Consider the following 23,230-nt stretch of genomic DNA (forward strand, 5'->3'; position numbering starts at 1 on the left):
GTTTCGAGGGGGCCGGTCCGCGTGCCTAGCGCCCTTCCGCTCGGCCTGCCGGCACCCGAGGACGGCGTGCTGCCTGCTGAGGCAGCAGAAGGTGCGCTCGACCGCGACTTCTGCCTCTACGTGCACATCCCGTTCTGCGCTGTCCGCTGCGGCTACTGCGACTTCAACACCTACACCTCCACGGAGCTCGGCGGCGGGGCGTCGCAGGACGCCTACGCCGGATCCGTGCTCGCCGAGCTCGCCCTCGGTGCGCAGGTGCTCCGGTCCTCGAGGATGCCGGCACGGCCGCTGTCCACGGTCTTCTTCGGCGGAGGTACTCCCACCCTGCTGCCCGCCGAGGACCTCGCGTCGATCCTGCGGGCGGCGACGGCGCAGTGGGGCCTGGCCCCCGACGCGGAGGTGACCACCGAGGCCAATCCCGATTCGGTGACGCCGGAGTCGCTGCGCGTCCTGAAGGAGGCCGGCTTCACCCGCGTCTCGTTCGGCATGCAGTCCGCGGTGCCCCACGTGCTCGCCGTGCTCGACCGCACCCACTCGCCCGAACGCGTGCCGCAGGCCGTGCAGTGGGCTCGCGAGGCCGGCCTGAAGGTGAGCCTGGACCTGATCTACGGCACACCGGGGGAGTCGCTTGAGGACTGGCGGACGTCGCTGTCCACGGCGTTGTCCTACGGCCCCGACCACATCTCGGCGTACGCGCTGATCATCGAGGACGGGACGCGGCTCGCGTCGCGCATCCGCCGCGGCCAGGTCCCGCCCATCGACGACGACGACCACGCCGACAAGTACGCCCTCGCGGAGGAGATGCTGACGGCCGGTGACCTGCACTGGTACGAGGTGAGCAACTGGGCGCGCACGCCCGCCGATGAATGCCGGCACAACCTCGCCTACTGGCGTGGCAGCGACTGGTGGGGTGCGGGCCCGGGCGCGCACTCGCATGTCGGCGGCACGCGCTGGTGGAACGTCAAGCATCCGCGCCCGTACGCCGAAGCGCTGGGTGCCGGACGGTCACCCGCCGCGGGGCGCGAGATCCTGTCGGCGGAGGACCGCTACGTCGAGGACGTCATGCTGCGCGTACGGCTGCGTGAGGGACTTCCGACCGCCTCCCTCACGCCACCGGGCCGCACGGCGATCGCCGGGCTGATCGCCGACGGGCTCGTCGAGCCCGCCGCGGCCTTCGCGGGCCGCGTGGTCCTGACTTTCCAGGGCAGGCTGCTCGCGGACGCCGTCGTGCGGAGACTGTTGCCGGACTGAGTGCCGGCCGAGCGCGGGCGGTCCTAGCGGATCAGGCGCAGGTTCAGGGTGTACCGGTAGGGCCGGCCACGGTTGACCTGGATGCCCGCATTCACCGAGAAGATCGTGATCGTGACCCAGATGAGGGCGTTCACGACGGCGAACACCCCTCCGATCACCGGCGCGAGCGACAGGAGCCAGGCCGCCAGCGCCAGGAGGGTCGGCGGAAGCGTGAAGTTCAGCGCCTCCTTCGACTCCTGCGCCGTGAACGGGCCCCGGTCCTTGAAGATGAGGAAGATCAGCAGTGAGGGGATAAATCCCAGGATGCCGCCGAAGTGCGCCAGCGTCGCGAACTGGCGGTCCTCGGAGGCCGTCAGGGGAAGGGCCTGTGCCGGCGTCCCTTCGAACGCGGGCCGGGACTCGCCCCGCCCGTGGTGCTGCTGGTCGGCGGTGTTGGACAACGTCAATTCCTTTGCTGGCTGGCGGGATTGTTCCCCCGGACTGTGTCCAAGGATACGTGGTGGCGGCGCCCGGACTGCTCAGGCGGTGCCCGGGGGAGCGGTCAGGAAGTCGATGACCTCCTCCACCCGGCCGAGCAGCGAGGGCTCGAGGTCGGCGTAGGTGCTGACGCCGGCGAGGATCCGCTTCCAGCCGTGGGCCACGGCCGCCTGGTTGGAGTGCGGCCAGCCGAGCCCGGCGAGAATTCCGGTTTTCCAGTCCTCGTTCCGCGGCACAACGGGCCAGGCGTCGAGTCCCAGCGCGGCCGGCTTCACCGCCTGCCAGACGTCCACGTAGGGGTGGCCGACGATCAGGACGTGGTGGCGCGCCCCCGGCACGGTCATCGCCTGCTGTGCGATCCGGGACTCCTTGGTGCCGGGCAGCAGGTGGTCGACGAGGATGCCCAGCCGCCGCTGCGGACCGGGGTCGAACGCGCGAACCGCGCCCGCGAGATCGTCGACGCCGTGCAGCGGCTCGACGACGATTCCCTCGAGCCGGAGATCGTCCCCCCAGACCTTCTCGACCAGCTCGGCGTCGTGCTGTCCCTCCACCCAGATCCTGCTGGCCCGCGCAGTCCTCGCCCGCGCGCCCTCGACGCGGACCGATCCGGACGCGGTCCGGGTGGTCGCCGGCGCTGCGCGCTGCACGGGTGCGACGACGTGGACGGGCTGTCCGTCGAGGAGGAATCCGTGGCCGAGCCGAAACGTCCGGTGCTTCCCGCGCCGGTCCTCGAGCACCATCACATGCAGCCCGCCGGACTTCTCGACCCGGACCACTGCGCCGACGAATCCGCTCTGCACGTCCTCGAGGACCATGTCCTTCTCCACCGGGACATCGGGCAGGCTGACCCGCTTCGGAGCCGTAATATCCTGTGCTCCCCAGCCGTAGTCCATCCCGAGCTGTCCTTCCGCCGAGGGCTTCGGCGGTCTGCCGCGGCCCGGGTTCCCAATGCTAACAATCGGCTCGGACGTACTAGACTTGGCACTTGGGTGTGTCGAGTGCTAATCGCTCGGAGCCGCCCCCACGCCTGTTCGTGCAGACCCGGAGGTGACATCGAATGAGTGAACCGCGACGCCTGGAAGTGCTCCGGGCCATCGTCGAGGACTACGTCCATTCGCGGGAGCCCGTCGGCTCCAAGGCACTGGTCGACCGGCACCACCTCGGCGTCTCCTCCGCCACCATCCGTAACGACATGGCGGTCCTCGAGGAGGAAGGCCTCATCGCGGCACCCCACACGAGTTCGGGCCGCATCCCCACGGACAAGGGATACCGCCTGTTCGTGGACCGTATCTCCGAGGTCAAGCCGTTGTCCGCGCCGGAGAAGAAGGCGATCCAGACCCTGCTGGAGGGTGCGGAGGACCTCGACGACGTCATGGACCGGACCGTCCGGCTGCTCGCCCAACTCACGAACCAGGTCGCCGTCGTCCAGTTCCCCCGTACGGGCGGGGCGTCGGTCCGCCACATCGAATTCGTCCTGCTGGCTCCGCAGCAGATCCTCGTGGTCCTGATCGCGACCAACGGTACCGTCCAGCAGCGCATCGTCCGGACGCACGCGGACATCCAGGAAGCCGAGCTCGCGGACCTGAAGCAGCGCATCCTGTCCGCGGTGTCCGGGGTGAGACTGTCGGCGCTTGCGGGTGAGCTGGGCGTCGCGGCATCGCAGTTGCCCCCCGCGCTGCGGGCGCACGGGGGTACGATCATCAAAGCGCTCGAGCAGCTCGCCGGGCTCGGACGTGAAGACCGGATCCTGCTGGCAGGAACGGCGAACCTCGCCAGGTCCACGGGTGACTTCCCGCTCAGCATCGGTCCCATTCTCGAGGCACTCGAGGAGCAGGTCGTCATGCTGAGGCTCCTGTCGGAGATGGAGTACGACGCCCGCGGCATCTCGGTGAGGATCGGCAGCGAGAACCCCTACGGTGGCCTGTCGGAGGCCTCCGTGGTCGCGACAGGCTACGGTCCGGACGCCGGAGCGAAGCTCGGGATCCTCGGGCCCACCCGCATGGACTATCCGACGACGATGGCCGCGGTGCGCGCCGTCGCCCGTTACCTCTCGAGGATCCTCGAGGAGTAGGCACCGGCCCCCGTGGCCGTCCCCGGTATTCCGCCGGCACAACGGTATTCCGCCGGCACGACCGGCGAGCAGTAGACAGAAATCTCCAACAGGAAGTGATGTGCACGAGTGAGTAATCACTATGAGGTCCTCGGTGTGGCGCAGGGTGCGACCGGGGAGGAAATCAAGAAGGCGTACCGCAAGCTCGCCCGGAAGCTCCACCCGGACGTGAACCCGGGTGAGGACGCCGCGGAGGAGTTCAAGCGCATCACGCATGCCTACGAGGTGTTGTCCGACCCGCAGAAGCGGCGGATCTATGACACGACCGGCAACGAGAACGGCACGGACAACGGCTACGGTGCCGGCTACTCGGGCTCCGGGTTCGCGTTCCAGGACATCTTCGAGACCTTCTTCGGCGGCGGGGGCCAGCAGGCAGGAGCGCCCTCCCGGACCCGACGGGGCCAGGACGCGCTCATCAACGTGCGGATCGACCTCAAGGATGCCGTCTTCGGCACCAACAAGAAGATCGAGGTGGACACCGCGGAGGTCTGCCCCACGTGTGACGGGACCTGCTGCCAGCCGGGCACGTCGCCCCGCACCTGCGACATCTGCGGCGGCTCCGGCCAGGTTCAGCGGGCCGTCCGGTCGATCCTCGGCCAGGTCATGACGAGCGCGCCCTGCGGGACCTGCCAGGGTTACGGCACCGTGATCCCCAACCCCTGCCACGAATGCAGCGGCGAGGGACGCGTCCGTGCGCGCCGCACCCTGACCATCAAGGTCCCCGCCGGCGTCAGCACGGGCACCCGCATCCAGCTCGCCGGCCAGGGCGAGGCCGGCATCGCCGGCGGCCCGCAGGGCGACCTGTACGTCGAGATCCGCGTCAACACCGACTCGACGTTCCTCCGCGACGGCGACGACCTCCATGTCACGTTGAGCGTGCCCATGACGGCGGCCGCGCTGGGCACCACGGTGCAGCTGGACACGTTCGACGGCGACCAGGAACTGGTCATCAAGCCCGGGACGCAGTCCGGCGAGATCATGACCCTCCGCGGGCTCGGCGTCACGCACCTCAGGAACCAGGGCAGGGGAGACCTGCGCGTCCACCTGAATGTCGAGACGCCGCGCAACCTGGACCACCAGCAGGAGGAGCTCCTGCGCAAGCTCGCCGAACTGCGGAACGAGGAGTACACGGACGGCCAGCTCGCCAGCAGCGGTTCCGGCGTGTTCGCACGCCTGCGGGAGCGCCTCGGGAACCGCTGACCATGACGCGTCCCCTGTTCTTCGGGTCGAGCGAGGCTGTCCGCGCGGCCGCACCCGGCGCCCTGTTCGTCCTCGACGGTGACGAGGGCCGGCACGCCGCAACCGTCCGGCGGCTCGGGACGGGAGAGCGCATCGACGTGTCCGACGGCTCCGGCTACCGGATCGGCGGAGTGATCTCGGCCGTCGGGCCGGGAACCGTCGAGGTCGAGGTGGAGACCGCCGGCCAGGATCCCGCGCCGCAGCACCGCCTGGTGCTCGTGCAGGCCCTCGCGAAGGGCGGTCGTGACGAGCAGGCCGTCGAGTCGGCCACCGAGCTCGGCGTCGACGCCGTGGTGCCGTGGCATGCCGAGCGCAGCATCGTCCGCTGGCGCGGCGACAAGGCCGAGAAGGGCCGGCAGAAGTGGGTGTCCCTCGTGGGTGCGGCGTCGAAGCAGTCGCGGCGGTCGTTCGTGCCCGAGGTCCATGCCGTCCTGGATACCTCGGGGCTGGCCGCCTGGGCGTCGACGGTGGACCGGCTGGTCGTCCTGCACGAGGACGCCGAATCCTCCCTCGCCGATCAGGTCTCGGAGCTCCGCGCAGCGGGTGCCCTGGACGTGCCGTCGTCGACCGCCGTCGTCGTGGGTCCTGAGGGCGGCATCAGTGAGGCCGAGCTGGGGAAGCTGCGCGCAGTCGGCGCCGGTGCGGCCCGACTGGGACCGCACGTCCTGCGTTCGTCCTCCGCCGGCCCTGCTGCCCTCGTGCTGCTGAACCACCTGTTGGGGCGCTGGTAGTCGACCGCGGCTGACGGCCCGCCGGGAGGAGCGCCGCGCTCACCGGACGACGACGGACTTGGAGTCCTGAGCCTGGCCGTGCCCGGAGGGCACGGCCACCGTGATCTCGTAGGAGCCGGGCGGGAGTGTCACGGAGAAGGAGTAGGCGCCCGGAGCGCCGTCCTCGGGCGAGATCCGGACCGAGCCGTCGCGGAAGAGCGAGGTATCACCGGTTCCGCCGTCCGCCGGCCCGCCCTCGCTCCGGTCTATCCGCCAGGCGAGCGTCTGCTCCGATGTCGGCCCCACCCCGTGGATGGTCAGCCCGGAGCGGTCGGCTTCGACGCCCTCCTGCGGGTCGATGATCCATACGGGAGCGAGTGTGGAGGTATCCCGGGTCCACTCCCCGCCGACGTCCACGGAGTTGAAGGCGCGGTAGCCCGCCGCTCCGTCGACGAGTACGACGACGGAACTGGACTCGCCGCCGGTGATGAGGCCGGCGTTCGAGGCGGCCGCCGTGGCGGTGTAGACGAGTTGCTGCAGGGCCAGGCGCGCGTCGCTCTCTCCGAGGCTCTCCGAGAAGGCGTCCGAGGAGATGTCGAGGGTGATGACGTTCTTCGTGGAGATCGACGAGCTCACGCTCGATGCGGCATGCCAGGGCGAGTGGTAGTCGGAGTCGAGAGGTTGCCCCGCGGTCATGAGCCGCACCGCGTCGGAGATGGGATCGCCGGTGGATTCCGGCGCCACGAGGAATTCACGGAACAGCCGGTCGGTCCCCTCGACCTCCCCGAGCCAGTAGACCGGCAGGAGCGGCCGGACGGCGTCAGCGGGACCCGCTGCCGCGCCCTCGGTCTGGACGCGCGCCTCAGGCTCGGCCGACTCCCCGTCGGGGACCGCTGTCGGAAGCGGGACGGGAAGGGTCGTCGTCGGTGCGCTGCCCTGCAGCAGCCCCACCTCCGGAAGGAAGAACACACTGCTGGCCGCGAGCACCGCGCCCGACGCCAGGAGCATCCCGCGGAGCCCGAGCCGGTTCTTCTTCAGGGGGTCCTGCTCGTGCATGCCGGCCCCCTTCCGTCGGCGCGCTGGTGCGCGGGTGGAATCTGTAACGTGAAATCGTCCCGGTCGGCCCGACCCTCGACGTCTGCGCCGGAGGGTTCGGCGACCACTCGTGGGCGCGTACCTGCCGGACCTGTTTCAGCTTGGCACAGCGTGCGGAGCACATCAGTGCGAATACGCGCGGTCGACGGGACTGAAACCTGATCGATACGAACCTGTTGCCGATTCGCGACGAAAGTCGAGCGGCGCTCGGTAAGACGTGAGCCACCGGACGGCGCGGGAATCAAGGCGCTCACGCGCCTGTTGACAAAATGGGGATGCCGTAACATTGGCATCTCTGCCGGTGCCGGTGAGCTGCGTCCCGAGGGCGGGATCGGCGCCGGGCATCAGCACGAACGGCAGCATGAACACCAGCAGAAGCGACACCACAGTACGACTACTCAGACGAGGGGCGATCGAAGGCCGGACGGCCGAGCTATGAGCGAATCTTCAACAGGCATCAACGTGGCAGGACTCGACACACGGACGTTCGTCTTCGACTCGACGGAGCAGATGGTTCAGGCGCTCGGTTCGAACGACGAGGCCCTGCGTCTGATCGAAGACTCCTTCCCCGGCATCGGCCTGCAGGCCCGGGGCAACGAACTGACGATCACCGGTCCCTCGGCGGACGTGCTGCGTACCGAGCGGCTCATCGGTGAGATCCAGACCATGGCCACCAACAATGCGACGGTCTCTCCCCATGTCCTCGAGCAGCTGGTCACGATGCTCAAGACGCAGAGCGCTGCCCGGCCGTCGGAAGTGCTGTCCGTGAACATCCTGACCTCGCGCGGCAAGACCATCCGCCCCAAGACGCTCAACCAGAGCACGTACGTCGAAGCGATCGACCGGAACACCATCGTGTTCGGTATCGGCCCGGCGGGTACCGGCAAGACCTACCTGGCCATGGCCAAGGCCGTCCAGGCGCTGCAGCAGAAGGAAGTCAACCGGATCATCCTGACGAGGCCCGCGGTCGAGGCGGGGGAGCGCCTGGGCTTCCTGCCCGGAACGCTCAACGACAAGATCGATCCGTACCTGCGCCCGCTGTACGACGCCCTGCACGACATGATTGACCCCGATTCCATCCCGCGCCTCATGGCGGCGGGAACGATCGAGGTCGCACCCCTGGCGTACATGCGCGGGCGGACCCTGAACGACGCCTTCATCATCCTCGACGAGGCCCAGAACACGACGCCCGAGCAGATGAAGATGTTCCTCACGCGCCTCGGCTTCGGTTCGAAGATGGTGGTGACCGGCGACGTCACGCAGGTGGACCTCCCCAACGGCACCAGTTCGGGACTGCGGATCGTCAGCGAGATCCTCCGGGACGTCAACGACGTGTACTTCAGCGAACTGGACGCCGCCGACGTCGTGCGGCACCGGCTCGTCGGTGACATCGTCAGCGCCTACAGCACCTGGGACGACGAGCAGCGCGCCGGGCAGGCGCGTGCCGGCCGTCCGGGGGTGGCACGATGAGCGTCGAGGTCAACAACGAATCCGGGTACGACGTCGACGAGGAGTCGCTCGTCCGTCTCGCGAATTTCCTGTTCGAGTCGCTCTTCCTCCACCCCGAGGCCGAGCTGTCGATCATCCTGGTGGATACGGCGGCGATGGAGAAGCTGCATGTCGAGTGGATGGACGAGCCCGGCCCCACCGATGTGCTCTCCTTCCCGATGGATGAACTACGCCCGGGCACACCCGGGCGCATCACGCCGGCCGGACTGCTCGGGGACATCGTGCTGTGCCCGGAGGTCGCTGCTTCCCAGGGTGCGGCCGCGGGTCACAGCACGAACGACGAACTGCTGCTGCTGACCACGCACGGCGTCCTCCACCTCCTCGGCTACGACCACGCGGAACCCGAGGAGGAGAAGGAGATGTTCGGCCTGCAGCGCCAGCTCCTGTCGGAGTTCCTCGGGGGCACCGCACCCCAGGAGACCAGCGCTTGACCATCTGGCTCCTCGGGCTCATGGCCCTGCTCTTCGCCCTCACCGCTGCCCTCGTGACCGCTGCCGAAGCGGCCTTCAGCTACCTCCCGCGGCAGGAGGGCGAGGTCCTGGTGCAGGAGTCGCGCGGGCCGTCGCTCCGCCGCATCCTCGAAGCCCCCGTCGCCCACATGCATGCGCTGCGGTTCTGGCGGGTCTGGTTCGAGATGGCCGGCGCCGTCGCCGTCGCCATCCTGTTCCACGACCTGCTGGACAACGTCTGGCTCGCCGGGCTCCTGGCGACAGCCGTGATGGCGGCCGTCGGGTTCGTGATCGTTGGAGTCTCGCCCCGCCAACTCGGTCGGCTGCACGCCCTCGCCGTCGTCCGCCTGACCGCCGGACTTGTGGCTTCCCTCTGCACCGTCCTCGGACCCATCCCGCGCTGGCTCGTGCGGATCGGCAGTTCGATCACCCCGGGCGCCGCACGCGACGAAGCAGCGTTCTTCACGCAGGAGGAGTTCCGCGAGCTCCTCTCCCGCGCCTCGGACGCCGAGATGATCGAGGACAACGAGGCGGAGCTCATCCACTCGGTGTTCGAACTCGGGGACACGAAGGTGCGTTCCGTGATGGTTCCGCGCACCGACATGGTCACCATCGAATCGGGCTCCACGCTGAACCAGGCGATGTCGCTCTTCCTGCGCTCGGGATACTCGAGGATCCCCGTCATCGGGGAGAGCTCGGATGACATCAAGGGCCTGCTGTACCTGAAGGACGTCGTCGCCAGCCTGCACGGCCGCCCGGCGTCGAACCTCTCGCGGGCGGTGGATGGGGACTGCAGGCCGGCCCGGTACGTCCCGGAGTCGAAGCCCGTGGGCGACCTGCTCCGGGAGCTGCAGCGCGAATCCACCCACGTGGCCATCGTCATCGACGAGTACGGCGGAACGGCCGGGCTCGTCACCCTCGAGGACCTCATCGAGGAGATCGTGGGCGAGATCGTCGACGAGTACGACTCCGAGGTGCCTGAGCAGGAACAGCTCGACGACGGCGAATACCGCGTCAGCGCCCGGATGGGGATCGACGACCTGGGCGAGCTCTTCGGCCTCGACCTCGACGACGAGGAAGTCGACACGGTGGGCGGACTCCTGGCCAAGACCCTCGGAAGGGTGCCGATCGTGGGATCCGAGGTCACAATTGACGGTATAGGCCTGCGGGCCGAGCGCGTGGAGGGCCGACGGAACAGGGTCTCCCACGTCATCGCCTACCGCTTGCCACCCGAGCACACCGAGCAGGACGAACGAGAGACGATAGAGGCTGACAATGAGCGACGCTAAGCACAGGGCCGGATTCGTCTCGCTCGTCGGACGGCCGAACGCCGGCAAGTCCACCCTGACGAACGCCCTGGTGGGGCAGAAGGTCGCCATCACCTCGGCCAAGCCGCAGACCACCCGGCACACCATCCGCGGCATCGTCAACCGGCCGGACGCGCAGATCGTCCTCGTGGACACCCCGGGGCTGCACCGGCCGCGCACCCTGCTGGGCCAGCGCCTCAACGACCTCGTGGCCGACACGCTCGCCGAGGTCGACGCCGTCGGGTTCTGCCTGCCCGCCAACGAGAAGATCGGTCCCGGTGACCGGTTCATCGCCGAGCAGCTGGCGCGGCTCAACCGCAAGCCGCTGATCGCGGTGGTGACGAAGACCGACCTCGTCGACCGCCAGGCACTCACGGAGCAGCTCCTTGCCGTGGCGAAGCTCGGTACCGACGTGGCGGGTCCCGGGGGATGGGCGGACATCGTGCCGGTGTCGGCCGCGGACGGTTTCCAGGTGGACACGGTCGCAGAGGTGTTCAGCAACCACATGCCCGAATCGCCGGTCCTGTACCCCGGCGGCGAGCTGACGGACGAGCCGGAAGCCGTCATGGTCGCCGAGCTCGTCCGGGAGGCAGCCCTCGAGGGAGTCCGTGACGAGATGCCGCACTCGATCGCGGTCGTCGTCGAGGAGATGATCCCGCGCGAGGGACGCAGCGAGGACAATCCGATGCTCGACGTCCACGTGAACCTCTACGTCGAGCGGCCGTCCCAGAAGGCGATCATCATCGGCAAGGGCGGTTCCCGGCTCAGGGAGGTCGGCACGAACGCCCGCCGTGGGATCGAGGCCCTGCTGGGAACCCGGATCTACCTGGACCTGCACGTCAAGGTCGCGAAGGACTGGCAGCGCGATCCCAAGCAGCTGGTCAAGCTCGGCTTCTAGCCGGCACTACCTCCCGGCCCCGTTCGTTGGGTCCGGGAACGGGGCCGCCGGTCCTGCGACACCTGCTGATCGCCGTCGATCACCGCGCCCGAGGCGCAGCGGTGATCCGGCCGCTGCACCGGCCGCGGTGAGCGAGGGACAAAACCCCGCCGGCCTCGGGCCGGCACCGACACCATCCGAAGGAGCCAGGGCATGACCCGCCGAACGTCCCCTGAGGGCGCCGACAGCGCCAGCGATGCCCCTTCGGCAACTGTCCCCGACGCGGCAACCGCCCCCGACACGGCCGGCAGCACGAATGAGGCGGACGGCCCGCACCCGGCTGGGCGGCACCTGGGCAACGCACGCCGGAGGCTCAGGGTGATCGCCATCGTGATCGCGTCGGTCCTCGTGGCCGCCGTCGCGTTCGTCGCCGTCCAGGTGTTCCGCCTGCAGTCCAACGTGGCCACGATGCCGCTCAATCTCGGCGGGGAATCGGCCCTCCCGGTCGATTCCAGCACGGACCCGCTCCAGATCCTGGTCCTCGGTACCGACACCCGGACCGGCAACGGCGGCGAATTCATCGGCGGGGAGGATCTTTCCTCGGGTGAGGGGAACTCGGACGTCATGATGCTGGTGACACTCTCCGCGGATCGGGAGAACGTCACGGTCGTCTCGTTCCCCCGTGACCTCCTGGTGCCACTGCCCAGCTGCACCGATCCCGAGACGGGAGAGTCATCCGAGGAGATGGACCTCGGCCAGCTCAACGGCGCCCTCCAGGAGGGCGGACCGGGCTGCACCGTCGCTGCGATCAACAACCTCACGGGCCTGTCGGTCGACCACTTCATGATGGCGGACTTCAACGCGGTCAAGGAACTGTCCTCCACGCTCGGCGGCGTGGAGGTCTGCGTCGAGGAGCCGGTGGACGACGAATACTCGGGACTGTCGCTGCCGGCCGGCACCAGCGAGGTGGAGGGAGACCAGGCCCTCGCCTTCCTGCGCACGCGCCACAGCTTCGGCGATGGCGGCGACACCGGGCGCATCGCCGCCCAGCAGTCCTTCCTGGCGTCCATGGCACGCAAGGTGCGGGCCGAGGGCACGCTGACGAACCTGCCCAAGCTCTACGCGATCGCCGACACGGTCACCCGCAACCTGACGGTCGACGAGGGCCTGTCCCAGCCCACGGAACTGCTGAAGATCGCCGACCGCATGAAGAACGTCGATCTCGGCAACATCGCCTTCGTGACGGTGCCTACCGCGCCGTGGGTGGAGGACCCCAACCGGCTGGTCCTCGACGAAGAGGGCGCCGCGCCGCTCTTCGAGGCGCTGCGCGAGGACCGCGGCCTCACCGAGGCCACTCCCGAAGCCTCGACACCCGCGCCCAGTAGCAGCTCGGCGCCGGCCACTCCCGAGGCGCCGGCCATCGATCCTGCGGCCGTTCCCGTCCTGGTCATCAACGCGACGATGAACGCCGATCGCGCGGCCGAGGTGCAGCAGCTCCTCGTGGACGCCGGGTACTCGCAGGCCACACCGTACGAGTCCGTCCCGGCCGAGACGACGCAGATCCTGTTCGGGACCGGCTACGACGCGGCGGCCGCCGACCTCGCCGCCCGCTTCGGCGTTCCCGCGAGCCAGGTGCAGTTCAGCGCAACCGCTGTCGGGATCGAGCTGCTCGTCGGCGCGGACCTCGCGAGCGGATCCCGGGTCGTCGTCCCGCCGCTCGGCAGCGACCTGCAGGGCCAGACGGCGGACCAGGTGACCTGCCAGGCGTCGTCGGGGTTCTAGCCCGACCTGCCCGGCCCGGAGGCACCCGGGAACTCCCCGCGTGGAATTCTCCTGGACGCGCCCGGCGCGCCGCACCCCGCCTGACGGAGGGATGCGGCGGCGCCGCCCTACCAGATGCGGACCCGCTCCTCGGGGGTGAGCCACAGGCCGTCCTGCACGCCCACGCCGAATGCCTCGTGGAATTCGTCCAGGTTCCGCACCACCTGGTTGCAGCGGAACTCGTTGGGTGAGTGGGGGTCGACGGTCAGGCGCCGTGTGGCCTCCTCGGGGCGGATCTTCTGCTGCCAGCAGGTGGCCCAGGACAGGAAGAACCGCTGGGCCCCGGTCAGCCCGTCGATCACGGGTGCCTCGGCGCCTCCGAGGCTCAGGAGATAGGCGCGGTAGCTGATGCCGAGTCCGCCGAGGTCCCCGATGTTCTCGCTGAGGGTGAGTTCCCCGTTCACCGTCCGGCCGGGGACCTCCGAGGGCTCGAGCGCGGCGTACTGCGCCACGAGCCGCCCGGTCAGCGCGTCGAACGCCGTCCTGTCGTCCTCGCTCCACCAGTTGTGCAGTCGTCCGGTCCCATCGAACTGGGAGCCCTTGTCGTCGAACCCGTGCCCGATCTCGTGCCCGATGACCGCGCCGATCGCCCCGTAGTTGACGGCGTCGTCAGCCTCGATGTCGAAGAACGGGGGCTGGAGGATGGCGGCAGGGAAGACGATCTCGTTCATCGTCGGCATGTAGTAGGCGTTGACCGTCTGCGGCGTCATGAGCCATGCGCCGCGGTCGATCGGCTGCCCGAGCTTGTCCAGCTGCCTGCGGTGCTCGAACTCCGCTGCGCGAAGGGCGTTGCCGTACAGGTCGGACGGCAGGACCTCGAGCGGCCCGTAGTCGATCCACTTGTCGGGGTAGCCGATCTTCGTGGTGAACTGCGCGAGCTTCTCGAGCGCCCTGGCGCGGGTCGCGTCCGTCATCCAGGTGAGACCGGTGATGCTCGACTCATAGGCGGCGATGAGGTTGCCCACCAGCTCGAGCATCGCGGCCTTGTGCGTGGCCGGGAAGTGCCGCTCGACGTAGCGCTGCCCGATGGCCTCGCCCATCGCCCCCTCGACCAGGGCCACACCGCGCTTCCACCGGTCCTTCAACCGCGGGGTCCCTGCGAGGTGCGTGCCGTAGAAGGCGAAGGCGGCGTCGACGAAGCGCTCGTCGAGAAAGTCGGAGGCATGCAGCAGGACGCGGCTCACCAGCCACTCGCGCCAGGTCCCGAGGTCCTCCGCAGCGAGCGCCGCGTCGAGTCCGCGCACGAAGTCGGGCTGGTTGACCACGAGTTCCGCCGACTGGTGCGGCTCGTCCGTGACGATCCGCAACCAGGGGACGAGGTGCCCCGAGAATCCGGCGACGTCGTCGTGCTGGACCAGGTTGTACGTCTTCTGCGGATCCCGCCGTTCCACGCTGCCCATGGACCACGCCGCGAGGCGCGTCTCGAGCGCGAACACACGGTCGGCCGCTCCGACGGGATCGTCCGTGGCGACGAGTCCGAAGAGTGCCGCAAGCAGGTCGCGGTACCTGTCCCTCGTCTCCGCGAAGCCCTCCTCACGGTAGTACGACTCGTCCGGCAGCCCGAGGCCCGACTGGTACAGGTGGAGCAGGTACCGCTCGGGATTGCCGGCGTCATTGCTCACGTAGGGTGCGACGAGTCCCTGGACCCCCGACCGGGTGAGCCCCGCGCTGAGGTCCACGAGTTCCTCGACCGTCCTGATCGCGGCGATCCGCTCCAGCAGCGGCACGATCGGAGCGGCTCCCTCCGCCTCGATGCGGTCGGTGTCCATGAAGTCCGCGTAGAGGACGCCCAGCTTCGCTCCGACAGGGTCCGCTGATCCCTCGTCCGCCCCGGCAGCGTCCTCGATGATGGTGCGGACCGCGAGTTCCGACGCGTCGCGCAGCGCGGTGAAGGAGCCCGTCAGCGGACGGTCGTCGGGGATGACCGTCTCCCTCAGCCACACGCCGTTGGCGTGCCGGAAGAGGTCGTCCTGGGGCCGGACCGTCCGGTCGAGATGGTCCGGATCGAGTGTGCTGATCGTCATTGTCGCTTCCCGTTTCCTCGTGTTGCGGGGCAGGGTGGCGCTCGTCCGAACGCCCCGCCAGCCATCCTATGCGCCGTGCTATGGTGGCACTGTGCGCGCGCAGCTGACTCTTCTTCGGTGCCGCGGCGAGGCCATCTAGGACATTCGAGCTACTGGCCAATCCTCGCCGCGGAGTCTGCGTTGCCCGGCCGCCAGCACCTTCAGTTCCAACAGACAAGGCCGATTCCCATGCGAAACGCACAGAAGACCTCCGGTATGCCGTTCGGTAAGTACCGACCCTTCCAGGAGCAGATCTCCGTCGAGCTGCCCGACCGCACGTGGCCCGACAAGGTCATCACCAAGGCGCCCCGCTGGTGCGCCGTCGACCTGCGTGACGGCAACCAGGCCCTGATCGACCCGATGAACCCCGAGCGCAAGCACAAGATGTTCGACCTTCTCGTGCAGATGGGCTACAAGGAGATCGAGGTCGGGTTCCCCTCGGCGTCCCAGACCGACTTCGACTTCGTCCGCCAGCTCATCGAGGGCGACCGCATCCCCGACGACGTCACCATCCAGGTACTGACACAGTCCCGTGAGCACCTGATCGAGCGCACCTACGCGTCCCTCGAGGGCGCCGACCGCGCCATCGTCCACCTCTACAACTCGACGTCGGTCCTGCAGCGGCGCGTCGTGTTCAACCAGGACCAGGACGGCATCATCGACATCGCCCTCCAGGGGGCACGCCTCTGCCGCAAGTTCGAGGAGAACATGGGCGACACGGCGATCACCTATGAGTACTCGCCGGAATCCTTCACCGGGACCGAACTGGAGTTCGCCGCAAGGATCAGCAACGAGGTCTCCTCCGTGTTCGAGGCCTCCGCGGACCGCCAGATGATCCTGAACCTGCCGGCCACCGTGGAGATGGCCACCCCCAACGTCTACGCCGATTCCATCGAGTGGATGACCCGGAACCTCGCGGACAGGGACAGCATCATCCTGTCCCTGCACCCGCACAACGACCGCGGGACCGGCGTCGCAGCCGCCGAACTCGGCTACCTCGCCGGCGCGGACCGCATCGAGGGCTGCCTCTTCGGCAACGGGGAGCGCACCGGCAACGTGGACCTGGTGACGCTGGGGATGAACCTCTTCAGCCAGGGCATCGACCCGGAGATCGACTTCTCCGACATGGACTCCATCCGCCGCACGGCCGAGTACTGCAACCAGCTCAGCGTGCCCGAACGCTCGCCCTACGGCGGCGACCTCGTGTTCACGGCGTTCTCGGGTTCGCACCAGGACGCCATCAAGAAGGGCTTCGAGAGCATGGAGCGCGACGCCGCCGCAGCCGGCGTCGGGGTCGACGACCTGCCCTGGGCCGTTCCGTACCTGCCGATCGACCCGAAGGACATCGGGCGCTCCTACGAAGCGGTCATCCGGGTCAACTCGCAGTCGGGCAAGGGCGGCGTGGCCTACCTGCTGAAGAACGAGCACAGCCTGGACCTGCCGCGCCGGGCGCAAATCGAGTTCTCCGGCGTCATCCAGCGCCGGACCGAGACCCAGGGCGGCGAGGTCAGCGGTGCGCAGCTGTGGTCGGTCTTCCAGGACGAGTACCTGCCGACCCGTGCAGAAGGCGCCTCCGAGGCCTGGGGCCACTACGAGCTGACGTCGGTCAACACGGACACCGCGGAGGACGGCTCGTTCAAGCTCGTCGCGACGCTCCTGGTGGACGGGGTGCAGCAGCGCAGGAGTGCCCAGGGCAACGGCCCGATCGATGCGCTGCTGGCCATCCTCAGCCACGACGGCGTCGACGTCCGCGTCCTCGACTACACCGAGCATGCCCTGTCCTCCGGCGGGAACGCCCGTGCTGCCGCGTACGTCGAGTGCGCGGTCGGGGAGCGGGTGCTGTGGGGCGTGGGAATCGACGCCAACACGACGATGGCGGCGCTGAAGGCCGTCATCTCCGCCGTCAACCGCGCCATCCGCGACGCCGCCTGATTCCGGCACTTTCCGCCCGCCGCCCCCGCGCCTCCCGAGCTCCGCGGGGGTGGCAGGTGGGAGAATGGTCCCGTGCCTTCATCGACAGCCTTCCGCACCTACCGCACCGAAGGTGTCGTCCTGCGGACCTACAAGCTCGGTGAGGCGGACCGCATCATCGTGCTCCTGACGCGTGAGCACGGCCAGGTCCGTGCGGTGGCCAAGGGCGTGCGCCGGACCAGCAGCAAGTTCGGATCGCGCCTGGAGCCCTTCATGTCCGTCGACCTCCTGCTCGCGCACGGCCGGAACCTCGACGTCGTCACCCAGGCCCAGACAAAGGGCGCCTACGGGCACGGCATCGCCTCCGACTACGGCCGGTACACCGCCGCGACTGCCATCGCCGAGACCGCCGAACGCCTGACGGACATCGGCGAGGGCGGGGGAGCGCAGTACGCGCTGGTCGCCGGCGCTTTCTCCGCGCTTAGCCGCAACCTGCACCCGTCCGAGCTGATCCTCGACTCCTACCTGCTGCGCGCGCTGGCGACGGCGGGCTGGGCCCCGAGCTTCACGGACTGCGCCCGATGCGGCGCCCCCGGCCCGCACTCGGCCTTCTCCGCGCCGCTCGGCGGGGCCGTCTGCCCGTCGTGCCGTCCGCCGGGCGCCGCGTCGCCGTCGGCCGCCACGATGGAACTGCTAGGAGCCCTGCTGACGGGCGACTGGGCGATCGCGGACGCGTCGGACAACGGCGCCCGCCGTGAAGCCGCCGGACTCGTGGCGGCCTTCCTGCAATGGCACCTCGAACGCGGGGTCGCCTCCCTCAAACATGTGGAGCGTGTATGAAGAACCATCGTCCCGTGGCGCCGTGGCCCCACCCGAGCGGTGAGCAGGCGCCGTCGATCCCGCGCCAGTTCGTGCCGGCTCACGTGGCGATCGTCATGGACGGCAATGGGCGCTGGGCGAACGAGCGGGGCCTGCCGCGCACCGAGGGGCACAAGGCCGGGGAGGCCGCGCTGCTGGACGTCATGGCGGGCGCCATCGAGATCGGCGTCCGGCATGTCTCCGTGTATGCGTTCAGCACCGAGAACTGGAAGAGGTCCCCGGAGGAGGTGCGCTTCCTCATGGGCTTCAACAAGGAGGTGCTGAGGCGCCGGCGGGACCAGCTCGACGAGTGGGGCGTCCGCATCCGCTGGTCCGGACGCCGGCCCAAGCTCTGGCAGTCGGTGATCCGCGAACTGGAGGACGCCGAGCAGTACACCGCGCACAATACGACGTGCACGCTCACGATGTGCGTGAACTACGGCGGTCGCGCCGAGATCGCCGACGCCGCCAGGGCCATCGCCGAGGACGTCGCGGCCGGCACCCTGAAGGCCTCGTCGGTCAGCGAGAAGACCATCCAGCGGTACCTGGACGAACCCGATCTGCCGGACGTCGACCTGTTCCTCCGCACATCCGGCGAGCAGCGACTGTCGAACTTCATGCTCTGGCAGTCGGCCTACGCGGAGATGGTGTTCATGAACACGCTGTGGCCCGACGTCGACCGACGGACGCTGTGGCGTGCGGTCGAGGAGTACGCCTCACGCGACCGCCGGTACGGGGGAGCGGTGGACAAGGCTGCCGTAGGCAGCGCGTCCTCCTAGGGACGGAAGCCCCCCGGCCGGCCGTCCTCCCGGCACGGCCCGCACGCGGGCACGTACACGTCCAGCCACCAGGCGGCGATCCCGACCGCCTGCGTCCTCACCTCGCGGCGTGAGAGTAAGACGTCGTGCAGGGCGCCGGGAAGCCGCCGGATGGTCACATTGGGACCGAGTTCGGCCGCCCGGCGCACCATCGGGGTGACGTCGAGGACGCTGTCCGTCTCCAGCATGGCGCTGTTCCAGCTGGTGCTGATGGTGGACGCCTTCGAACAGAGCACGAGCACCGGGACGTCGATCGACACCCCCCGGGCGAGGGCCGCATGGCCGGCCAGGACGGCCGCCAGCCAGCCGGCCCGGATGGGGAAGCCCGCCTCGGGTCGCCACGCCGGGTCGATGCTCCACTCCCCGTCGCGGGTGTCGCTGATGCTGCGGAAGTAGAAGCCGAGTTCGGGCAGCCTCAACCGGGTCTTCGGCCGACGCCGCGACACCGCCAGGATGCCCTGCGCGGCGCTCCGCAACTGGGCGCTGCCCGGGGTGTCGAGCCACGGGCTGTTGAGGACGAGCGCAGCGATCCGGCCCGGGTTGCGGGCGGCCCAGAGCGCCGTGGTCAACCCTCCGGTGGAGTGCGCCATGAGTACCAGGTCGACGGTAGGGGTCGGGGAACAGGCCGTGGAAGAGGCTGCGGGAGAGGCCGTGGAAGAAGCCGGTGCGGAGTCCCCGTCGCGGCGGGCGGCCAGGCGGTCCGTCAGCGCCGCGATCGCCGCTTCGAGGTCGGCGTCGTAGTCGTCGAGGGAGGTGGTGAATCCGGGGGTCTGGCCCGGCAGGAGGCTCCGGCCGTACTTGTGGAGGTCCAGGGCGAAGAACGCCCAGCCGCGGGCGTGCAGTGTCCGGGCGAGCTCCGTATGCAAGAAGTAGTCGCTGAAACCGTGGACGTAGAGCACCGCCCGGGTCGGTCCGCCCTGCTGCGGGTCGTCCCCGGCGGGCCCGTCGTCGGGCTCGTACGCGACGAGGGTGGCGACGCGCGGCCCCTCGTCGTCGGGCTCCAGCGGGAGTGTCAGCGCACGGAAGGATCCGCCGAGGATGTCCTCCGACCAGAGCTCGTCCATGCGATGACCCTACCGCCGACCCTGCTGCCGGCCCTGCTGCTGGCCCTGCTGCCGGCCCCGCTGCCGGCCCTGCTGCCGGACCTGCTGCCGGCCCTGCTGGTGGGGCGGCGGCCCGATCCCGTCCTGAGTTGGTGCCCGCCCCGTCCGCGTGGAATTCTGGAGGCATGCGCTTCTACCCGACCTTCTTCCGGATCGTGTTCTCCGGAATGGACGCCGAACGGGCCCACAGGATCGGGTTCGCCCTCATCCGGGTCGCCGACCTTCCACCTGTGGGATGGGCGCTGCGGCGTTTCTGCGCGCCCGATCCCCGCCTAGCCACCACCGCCTTCGGGGTGGACTTCCCTTCACCGTTCGGCCTCGCTGCCGGCTTCGACAAGGCGGGCAAGGGCGTGCTTCCGCTGACCGCGCTCGGCTTCGGGCATGTGGAGATCGGGACGATCACCGGCCAGGCCCAGCCCGGCAACCCGGCGCCCAGGCTCTTCCGGCTCGTCGAGGACAGGGCGGTCATCAATCGAATGGGCTTCAACAACGACGGGGCGGCTGCCGTCGCCCCGCGCCTGCTGTCGGCCCGGCAGCGGCTGGCCCGGCGCTACGGCGCACGTTCGCGCCCGGTCGTCGGGGTCAACATCGGCAAGACCAAGAAAGTGGACCTCGCCGATGCCGTCGCCGACTACCTCGTGAGCGCCGAGCAGCTGGCCCCCGTGGCGGACTACCTCGTGGTCAACGTGTCCTCGCCGAACACCCCGGGCCTCCGGCTGCTCCAGACCGTGGAGTCGCTCCGGCCCCTGCTCGAAGCGGTCCGCCGCACCGCCGACGAGGCGGCGGGGCGCCATGTGCCGCTCCTCGTCAAGATCGCCCCCGACCTGATGGACTCCGACATCGATGACGTCGGCGCCCTCGCGCTGGATCTGGGGCTGGACGGCATCGTGGCCACGAACACCACCATCACGCGTGAGAACCTCGTCACCGATCCCGCGACCGTGATGGCCAAGGGTGTGGGCGGCCTGAGCGGCGCACCGCTCAAGGCGCGGTCCCTCGAGGTCCTCAAGCGCCTGCGTGCCGCCGTGGGGGATCAGCTCGCCATCGTCGCCGTAGGCGGCGTCGAGACCCCCGAGGACGTCCTCGAGCGGCTGGAGGCCGGCGCCACCCTCGTCCAGGGGTACACGGCGTTCCTCTACGAGGGTCCCTTCTGGGCGCATCGGATCAACCGCGGCCTGCTGCGCGCGCGCCGCACCGCGGCCTGACCGGACGGAGCCGGGCCGTCCCGCGGTCCGCTGATCAGACAGAAGAAGCCGGGCCCGCGGGCCCGGCTTCTTCGTTTCCTCCACCCGCAGTTCCTGCAATCGCCCGGCATGCGGCCGGCGTCAGGACGTGCAGATATCAGGCGGTGCAGATCAGGAGATGTGGATCAGGAGGGGTACTGTCCCCGGCTGACCTGCGGCTTCGGGAGGCGCAGGCGGCGGAACTGCAGCGCACGCGTCACCCCGTACCAGAGGTCGCCCTGGTTGGGGGAGCCGAACTTCTCGGTCAGCTTCTTCTTCAGCTTCCGGCGCAGCAGGACGCAATCGACGATCACAGCGACGATGAGCACCCAGAAGGCCATCAGGACGGCGCTCTGCACCGCGACGGACTGGAAGAAGCTCAGGACCACGAACACCAGGGCGGCGATCATGAGGAACTCGCCGATGTTGACGCGGGCGTCGACGAACTGGCGGATGTAGCGACGGTTCGGGCCCTTGTCCCGCAGCGGCAGGTAGCGCTCGTCCCCGGTATCGAGGGCCTGGCGCGTCTTCGCGCGTTCGTCGCGCACATTCGCACGGCTCTGGTCCCGGGCGGCCTTGCGGTCGGTGGGAACGAGGGGCCGTTTCCGCGCGGCCTCCTGCACGCTGCGCTTGGGCGTCGGTGCGCCCTTGCCCTGGGCGCGCAGCGCTTCGTCGGTGCGTGAAGCGCTGTCAACGGCTTCCTGGGCAGGCGGGGTTTCTTTTCGTCCGAACACCCCTTCAGGATACCGGCTCGGTGTCCGGCGGACGCCCCCTCGGGAGCGCGGGCTTCGACGCCGGTCCGCGACGGCGCATCCCCCGCCCCATGGGGCCGCGTGTGTAGGGTTCTGGCATGACTTCCACGAATACCTCCACCGAGCAGTCGCACGACCGGTCCCACGTCGTCGAGCAGTTGCGGGCGAGCGTCGACGCCGCGTTCCCCCGCGTCGTCGAGCAGCTCTCGGGCCTCGTCGCCATCCAGGGCATCGCCTGGGAAGCGTTCGACGCGGCCGAGCTGGACCGCAGCGCCGACGCCGTTGCCGCACTGATCCGGGGTGTCGGCATCGACGATGTCCGCGTCCTGCGCGTGGACAACGACGGGACTCCCGGCGGGCCCGCCGTCGTCGCCCGCCGCGCGGCGGCCGAGGGCAAGCCGACCGTCCTCCTCTACGCCCACCACGATGTGCAGCCGCCCGGAGATCCGGCGCTGTGGGAGACGGAGCCCTTCGTCGCCACGGAGCGCGACGGCAGGCTCTACGGTCGCGGAGCGGCCGACGACAAGGCGGGCATCATGGCGCACATCGGCGCCTTCGGAGCCCTCACCGAAGTACTCGGCGACTCCTTCGGGGTCGGGGTGACGCTCTTCATCGAGGGGGAGGAGGAGGCCGGCTCGCCGACCTTCCGCACGTTCCTCGAGACGTACCGCGACGACCTCGAGGCCGACGTGATCGTCGTCGCCGATTCCAGCAACTGGAAAGTAGGGGTGCCGGCACTGACCACGAGCCTGCGCGGGCTGGTGGACGGCACCATCGAGGTGCAGGTCCTCGACCACGCCGTGCACTCCGGCATGTTCGGTGGTCCGGTCCTCGACGCGCCGACCCTCCTCGCGCGGCTCATCGCGACACTGCACGACGACGCCGGCGACGTCGCCATCGCGGGCCTGCGGGGCGGCGACCTCGCGTCCGTCGAGTACGACGAGCGGGACTACCGCTCCGACGCCTCGGTGCTCGACGGCGTCGAACTCGCCGGCACGGGCTCGATCGCCTCCCGCCTGTGGCACAAGCCTGCCCTGTCCATCATCGGCATGGACATCCCGAGCGTCGCCCTGTCCTCCAACACGCTGCTGCCGCGGGCGCGCGCCAAGTTCAGCCTCCGGCTCGCTCCCGGCGAGGATCCGCAGGCCGCCATGGCCGCCGTGCGGGCCCACGTCGAGTCCCACGCCCCCTTCGGGGCCAGGGTCACGTTCACACCGGGGGAGACCGGCAGCCCCTTCCAGACGGACACCTCCGAGCCGGCGTCGCGCCTGGCACTGGAGGCACTCGAGGAGGCCTGGGGCGTGCAGCCCGTGGAGGCCGGCATGGGTGGCTCCATCCCCTTCATCGCCGACCTGACCGAGCTCTTCCCCTCGGCGCAGATCCTGATCACCGGCGTCGAGGACCCGGATTCGCGGGCCCACAGCGCCAACGAGTCGCTGCACCTGGGAGAGTTCCGGAAGGCCGTGCTCGCCGAGGCGATCCTGCTCGCCCGGCTCAACGACGAAGGACTCGCCGGCGCGTGAACGCCCGGCGCGCGCGGGAGGGCGGAAATGTTTCGGCCCTCCCGTCCGTTATGTCTGGAGCGTGCACGGCTACCATTGGATCAAGCCGTGTGCGCCACACCGCGGACGGCACTGAGAGCGGACACCATGGGTCC

At 69.5% G+C, this 23,230-nt stretch carries 21 protein-coding genes; 14 read left to right on the forward strand and 7 right to left on the reverse strand.

What is annotated here, in order from left to right:
* Positions 1–21 precede the first annotated feature (21 nt).
* The gene (gene hemW, locus P5G52_RS11515) at positions 22–1,251 is read left to right on the forward strand and encodes a radical SAM family heme chaperone HemW (protein ID WP_301227484.1); all 1,230 of its coding nucleotides are present in this window, start codon (positions 22–24) and stop codon (positions 1,249–1,251) included.
* A 23-nt stretch (positions 1,252–1,274) separates the two neighbouring features.
* On the opposite strand, the gene P5G52_RS11520 is transcribed toward hemW, so the two are convergent.
* The gene (locus P5G52_RS11520; protein ID WP_301227486.1) at positions 1,275–1,691 is read right to left on the reverse strand and encodes a DUF4870 domain-containing protein; all 417 of its coding nucleotides are present in this window, start codon (positions 1,689–1,691) and stop codon (positions 1,275–1,277) included.
* 78 nt (positions 1,692–1,769) lie between these two features.
* Positions 1,770–2,621, reverse strand: coding sequence for a DUF3097 domain-containing protein (locus tag P5G52_RS11525; protein ID WP_301227488.1), 852 nt, complete (start codon positions 2,619–2,621; stop codon positions 1,770–1,772).
* A gap of 164 nt (positions 2,622–2,785) precedes the next feature.
* On the opposite strand from P5G52_RS11525, the gene hrcA reads away from it, so the two are divergent.
* The 3 genes from hrcA (at position 2,786) to P5G52_RS11540 (ending at position 5,808) form a co-directional block, all read left to right on the forward strand.
* On the forward strand, positions 2,786–3,799 hold the full coding sequence (gene hrcA / locus P5G52_RS11530) for a heat-inducible transcriptional repressor HrcA (RefSeq protein WP_301227490.1): 1,014 nt from the start codon (positions 2,786–2,788) through the stop codon (positions 3,797–3,799).
* Positions 3,800–3,907: 108 nt separating this feature from the next.
* Positions 3,908–5,038, forward strand: coding sequence for a molecular chaperone DnaJ (dnaJ, locus tag P5G52_RS11535; RefSeq protein WP_301227492.1), 1,131 nt, complete (start codon positions 3,908–3,910; stop codon positions 5,036–5,038).
* 2 nt (positions 5,039–5,040) lie between these two features.
* On the forward strand, positions 5,041–5,808 hold the full coding sequence (locus tag P5G52_RS11540; protein WP_301227493.1) for a 16S rRNA (uracil(1498)-N(3))-methyltransferase: 768 nt from the start codon (positions 5,041–5,043) through the stop codon (positions 5,806–5,808).
* A 39-nt stretch (positions 5,809–5,847) separates the two neighbouring features.
* Here P5G52_RS11540 and P5G52_RS11545 read toward each other — a convergent pair whose 3' ends face one another.
* Complete coding sequence (locus P5G52_RS11545) at positions 5,848–6,843, reverse strand: GerMN domain-containing protein (protein WP_301227495.1); 996 nt, start codon at positions 6,841–6,843, stop codon at positions 5,848–5,850.
* 162 nt (positions 6,844–7,005) lie between these two features.
* Entirely contained in the window at positions 7,006–7,266 is a 261-nt protein-coding gene (locus P5G52_RS11550; protein ID WP_301227497.1) for a hypothetical protein, read from the reverse strand.
* Positions 7,267–7,317: 51 nt separating this feature from the next.
* Here P5G52_RS11550 and P5G52_RS11555 point away from each other — a divergent pair, with 51 nt between their 5' ends.
* The 5 genes from P5G52_RS11555 to P5G52_RS11575 all read left to right on the forward strand — a co-directional run bounded on the left by P5G52_RS11555 (position 7,318) and on the right by P5G52_RS11575 (position 12,806).
* Positions 7,318–8,352 carry a PhoH family protein gene (locus P5G52_RS11555; protein WP_301227499.1) on the forward strand — a complete coding sequence of 345 codons (1,035 nt, stop codon included), beginning with the start codon at positions 7,318–7,320 and terminating at the stop codon, positions 8,350–8,352.
* A complete protein-coding gene (gene ybeY / locus P5G52_RS11560) occupies positions 8,349–8,822 on the forward strand; it encodes an rRNA maturation RNase YbeY (RefSeq protein ID WP_301227501.1) in 474 nt (157 codons plus the stop codon). Before P5G52_RS11555 ends, ybeY begins: the two co-directional genes overlap by 4 nt.
* Positions 8,819–10,129 carry a hemolysin family protein gene (locus P5G52_RS11565; protein WP_301227503.1) on the forward strand — a complete coding sequence of 437 codons (1,311 nt, stop codon included), beginning with the start codon at positions 8,819–8,821 and terminating at the stop codon, positions 10,127–10,129. The genes ybeY and P5G52_RS11565 overlap by 4 nt, the downstream gene beginning before the upstream one ends.
* Entirely contained in the window at positions 10,116–11,045 is a 930-nt protein-coding gene (gene era / locus P5G52_RS11570) for a GTPase Era (RefSeq protein ID WP_301227505.1), read from the forward strand. The genes P5G52_RS11565 and era overlap by 14 nt, the downstream gene beginning before the upstream one ends.
* 192 nt (positions 11,046–11,237) lie before the next feature.
* Complete coding sequence (locus P5G52_RS11575; protein WP_301227507.1) at positions 11,238–12,806, forward strand: LCP family protein; 1,569 nt, start codon at positions 11,238–11,240, stop codon at positions 12,804–12,806.
* 107 nt (positions 12,807–12,913) lie between these two features.
* Here P5G52_RS11575 and P5G52_RS11580 read toward each other — a convergent pair whose 3' ends face one another.
* Positions 12,914–14,869, reverse strand: a complete 1,956-nt coding sequence (locus P5G52_RS11580; protein ID WP_301227508.1) for a M13 family metallopeptidase — start codon at positions 14,867–14,869, stop codon at positions 12,914–12,916.
* Positions 14,870–15,097: 228 nt separating this feature from the next.
* Between P5G52_RS11580 and leuA the strand changes: the two genes are divergently transcribed.
* From leuA to P5G52_RS11595, 3 genes are all read left to right on the forward strand, one after another.
* Positions 15,098–16,840 carry a 2-isopropylmalate synthase gene (leuA, locus tag P5G52_RS11585; protein WP_301227509.1) on the forward strand — a complete coding sequence of 581 codons (1,743 nt, stop codon included), beginning with the start codon at positions 15,098–15,100 and terminating at the stop codon, positions 16,838–16,840.
* Between the two features lie 72 nt (positions 16,841–16,912).
* A complete protein-coding gene (gene recO / locus P5G52_RS11590; RefSeq protein WP_087075723.1) occupies positions 16,913–17,659 on the forward strand; it encodes a DNA repair protein RecO in 747 nt (248 codons plus the stop codon).
* Positions 17,656–18,456, forward strand: coding sequence for an isoprenyl transferase (locus P5G52_RS11595; RefSeq protein ID WP_301227511.1), 801 nt, complete (start codon positions 17,656–17,658; stop codon positions 18,454–18,456). The genes recO and P5G52_RS11595 overlap by 4 nt, the downstream gene beginning before the upstream one ends.
* Here P5G52_RS11595 and P5G52_RS11600 read toward each other — a convergent pair.
* A complete protein-coding gene (locus P5G52_RS11600; protein WP_301227513.1) occupies positions 18,453–19,559 on the reverse strand; it encodes an alpha/beta hydrolase in 1,107 nt (368 codons plus the stop codon). The two genes, P5G52_RS11595 and P5G52_RS11600, sit on opposite strands and share 4 nt — an antisense overlap.
* 164 nt (positions 19,560–19,723) lie before the next feature.
* Here P5G52_RS11600 and P5G52_RS11605 point away from each other — a divergent pair, with 164 nt between their 5' ends.
* Entirely contained in the window at positions 19,724–20,803 is a 1,080-nt protein-coding gene (locus tag P5G52_RS11605) for a quinone-dependent dihydroorotate dehydrogenase (RefSeq protein WP_301227515.1), read from the forward strand.
* 164 nt (positions 20,804–20,967) lie between these two features.
* Here the strand turns inward: P5G52_RS11605 and P5G52_RS11610 are convergent, their stop codons facing one another.
* Positions 20,968–21,555 carry a DUF3043 domain-containing protein gene (locus P5G52_RS11610; RefSeq protein ID WP_301227517.1) on the reverse strand — a complete coding sequence of 196 codons (588 nt, stop codon included), beginning with the start codon at positions 21,553–21,555 and terminating at the stop codon, positions 20,968–20,970.
* A 116-nt stretch (positions 21,556–21,671) separates the two neighbouring features.
* Between P5G52_RS11610 and P5G52_RS11615 the strand changes: the two genes are divergently transcribed.
* A complete protein-coding gene (locus P5G52_RS11615) occupies positions 21,672–23,096 on the forward strand; it encodes a dipeptidase (protein WP_301227519.1) in 1,425 nt (474 codons plus the stop codon).
* Positions 23,097–23,230: the final 134 nt, after the last annotated feature.

The organism is Arthrobacter burdickii (assembly GCF_030433645.1).
Lineage (GTDB): Bacteria > Actinomycetota > Actinomycetes > Actinomycetales > Micrococcaceae > Arthrobacter_D > Arthrobacter_D burdickii.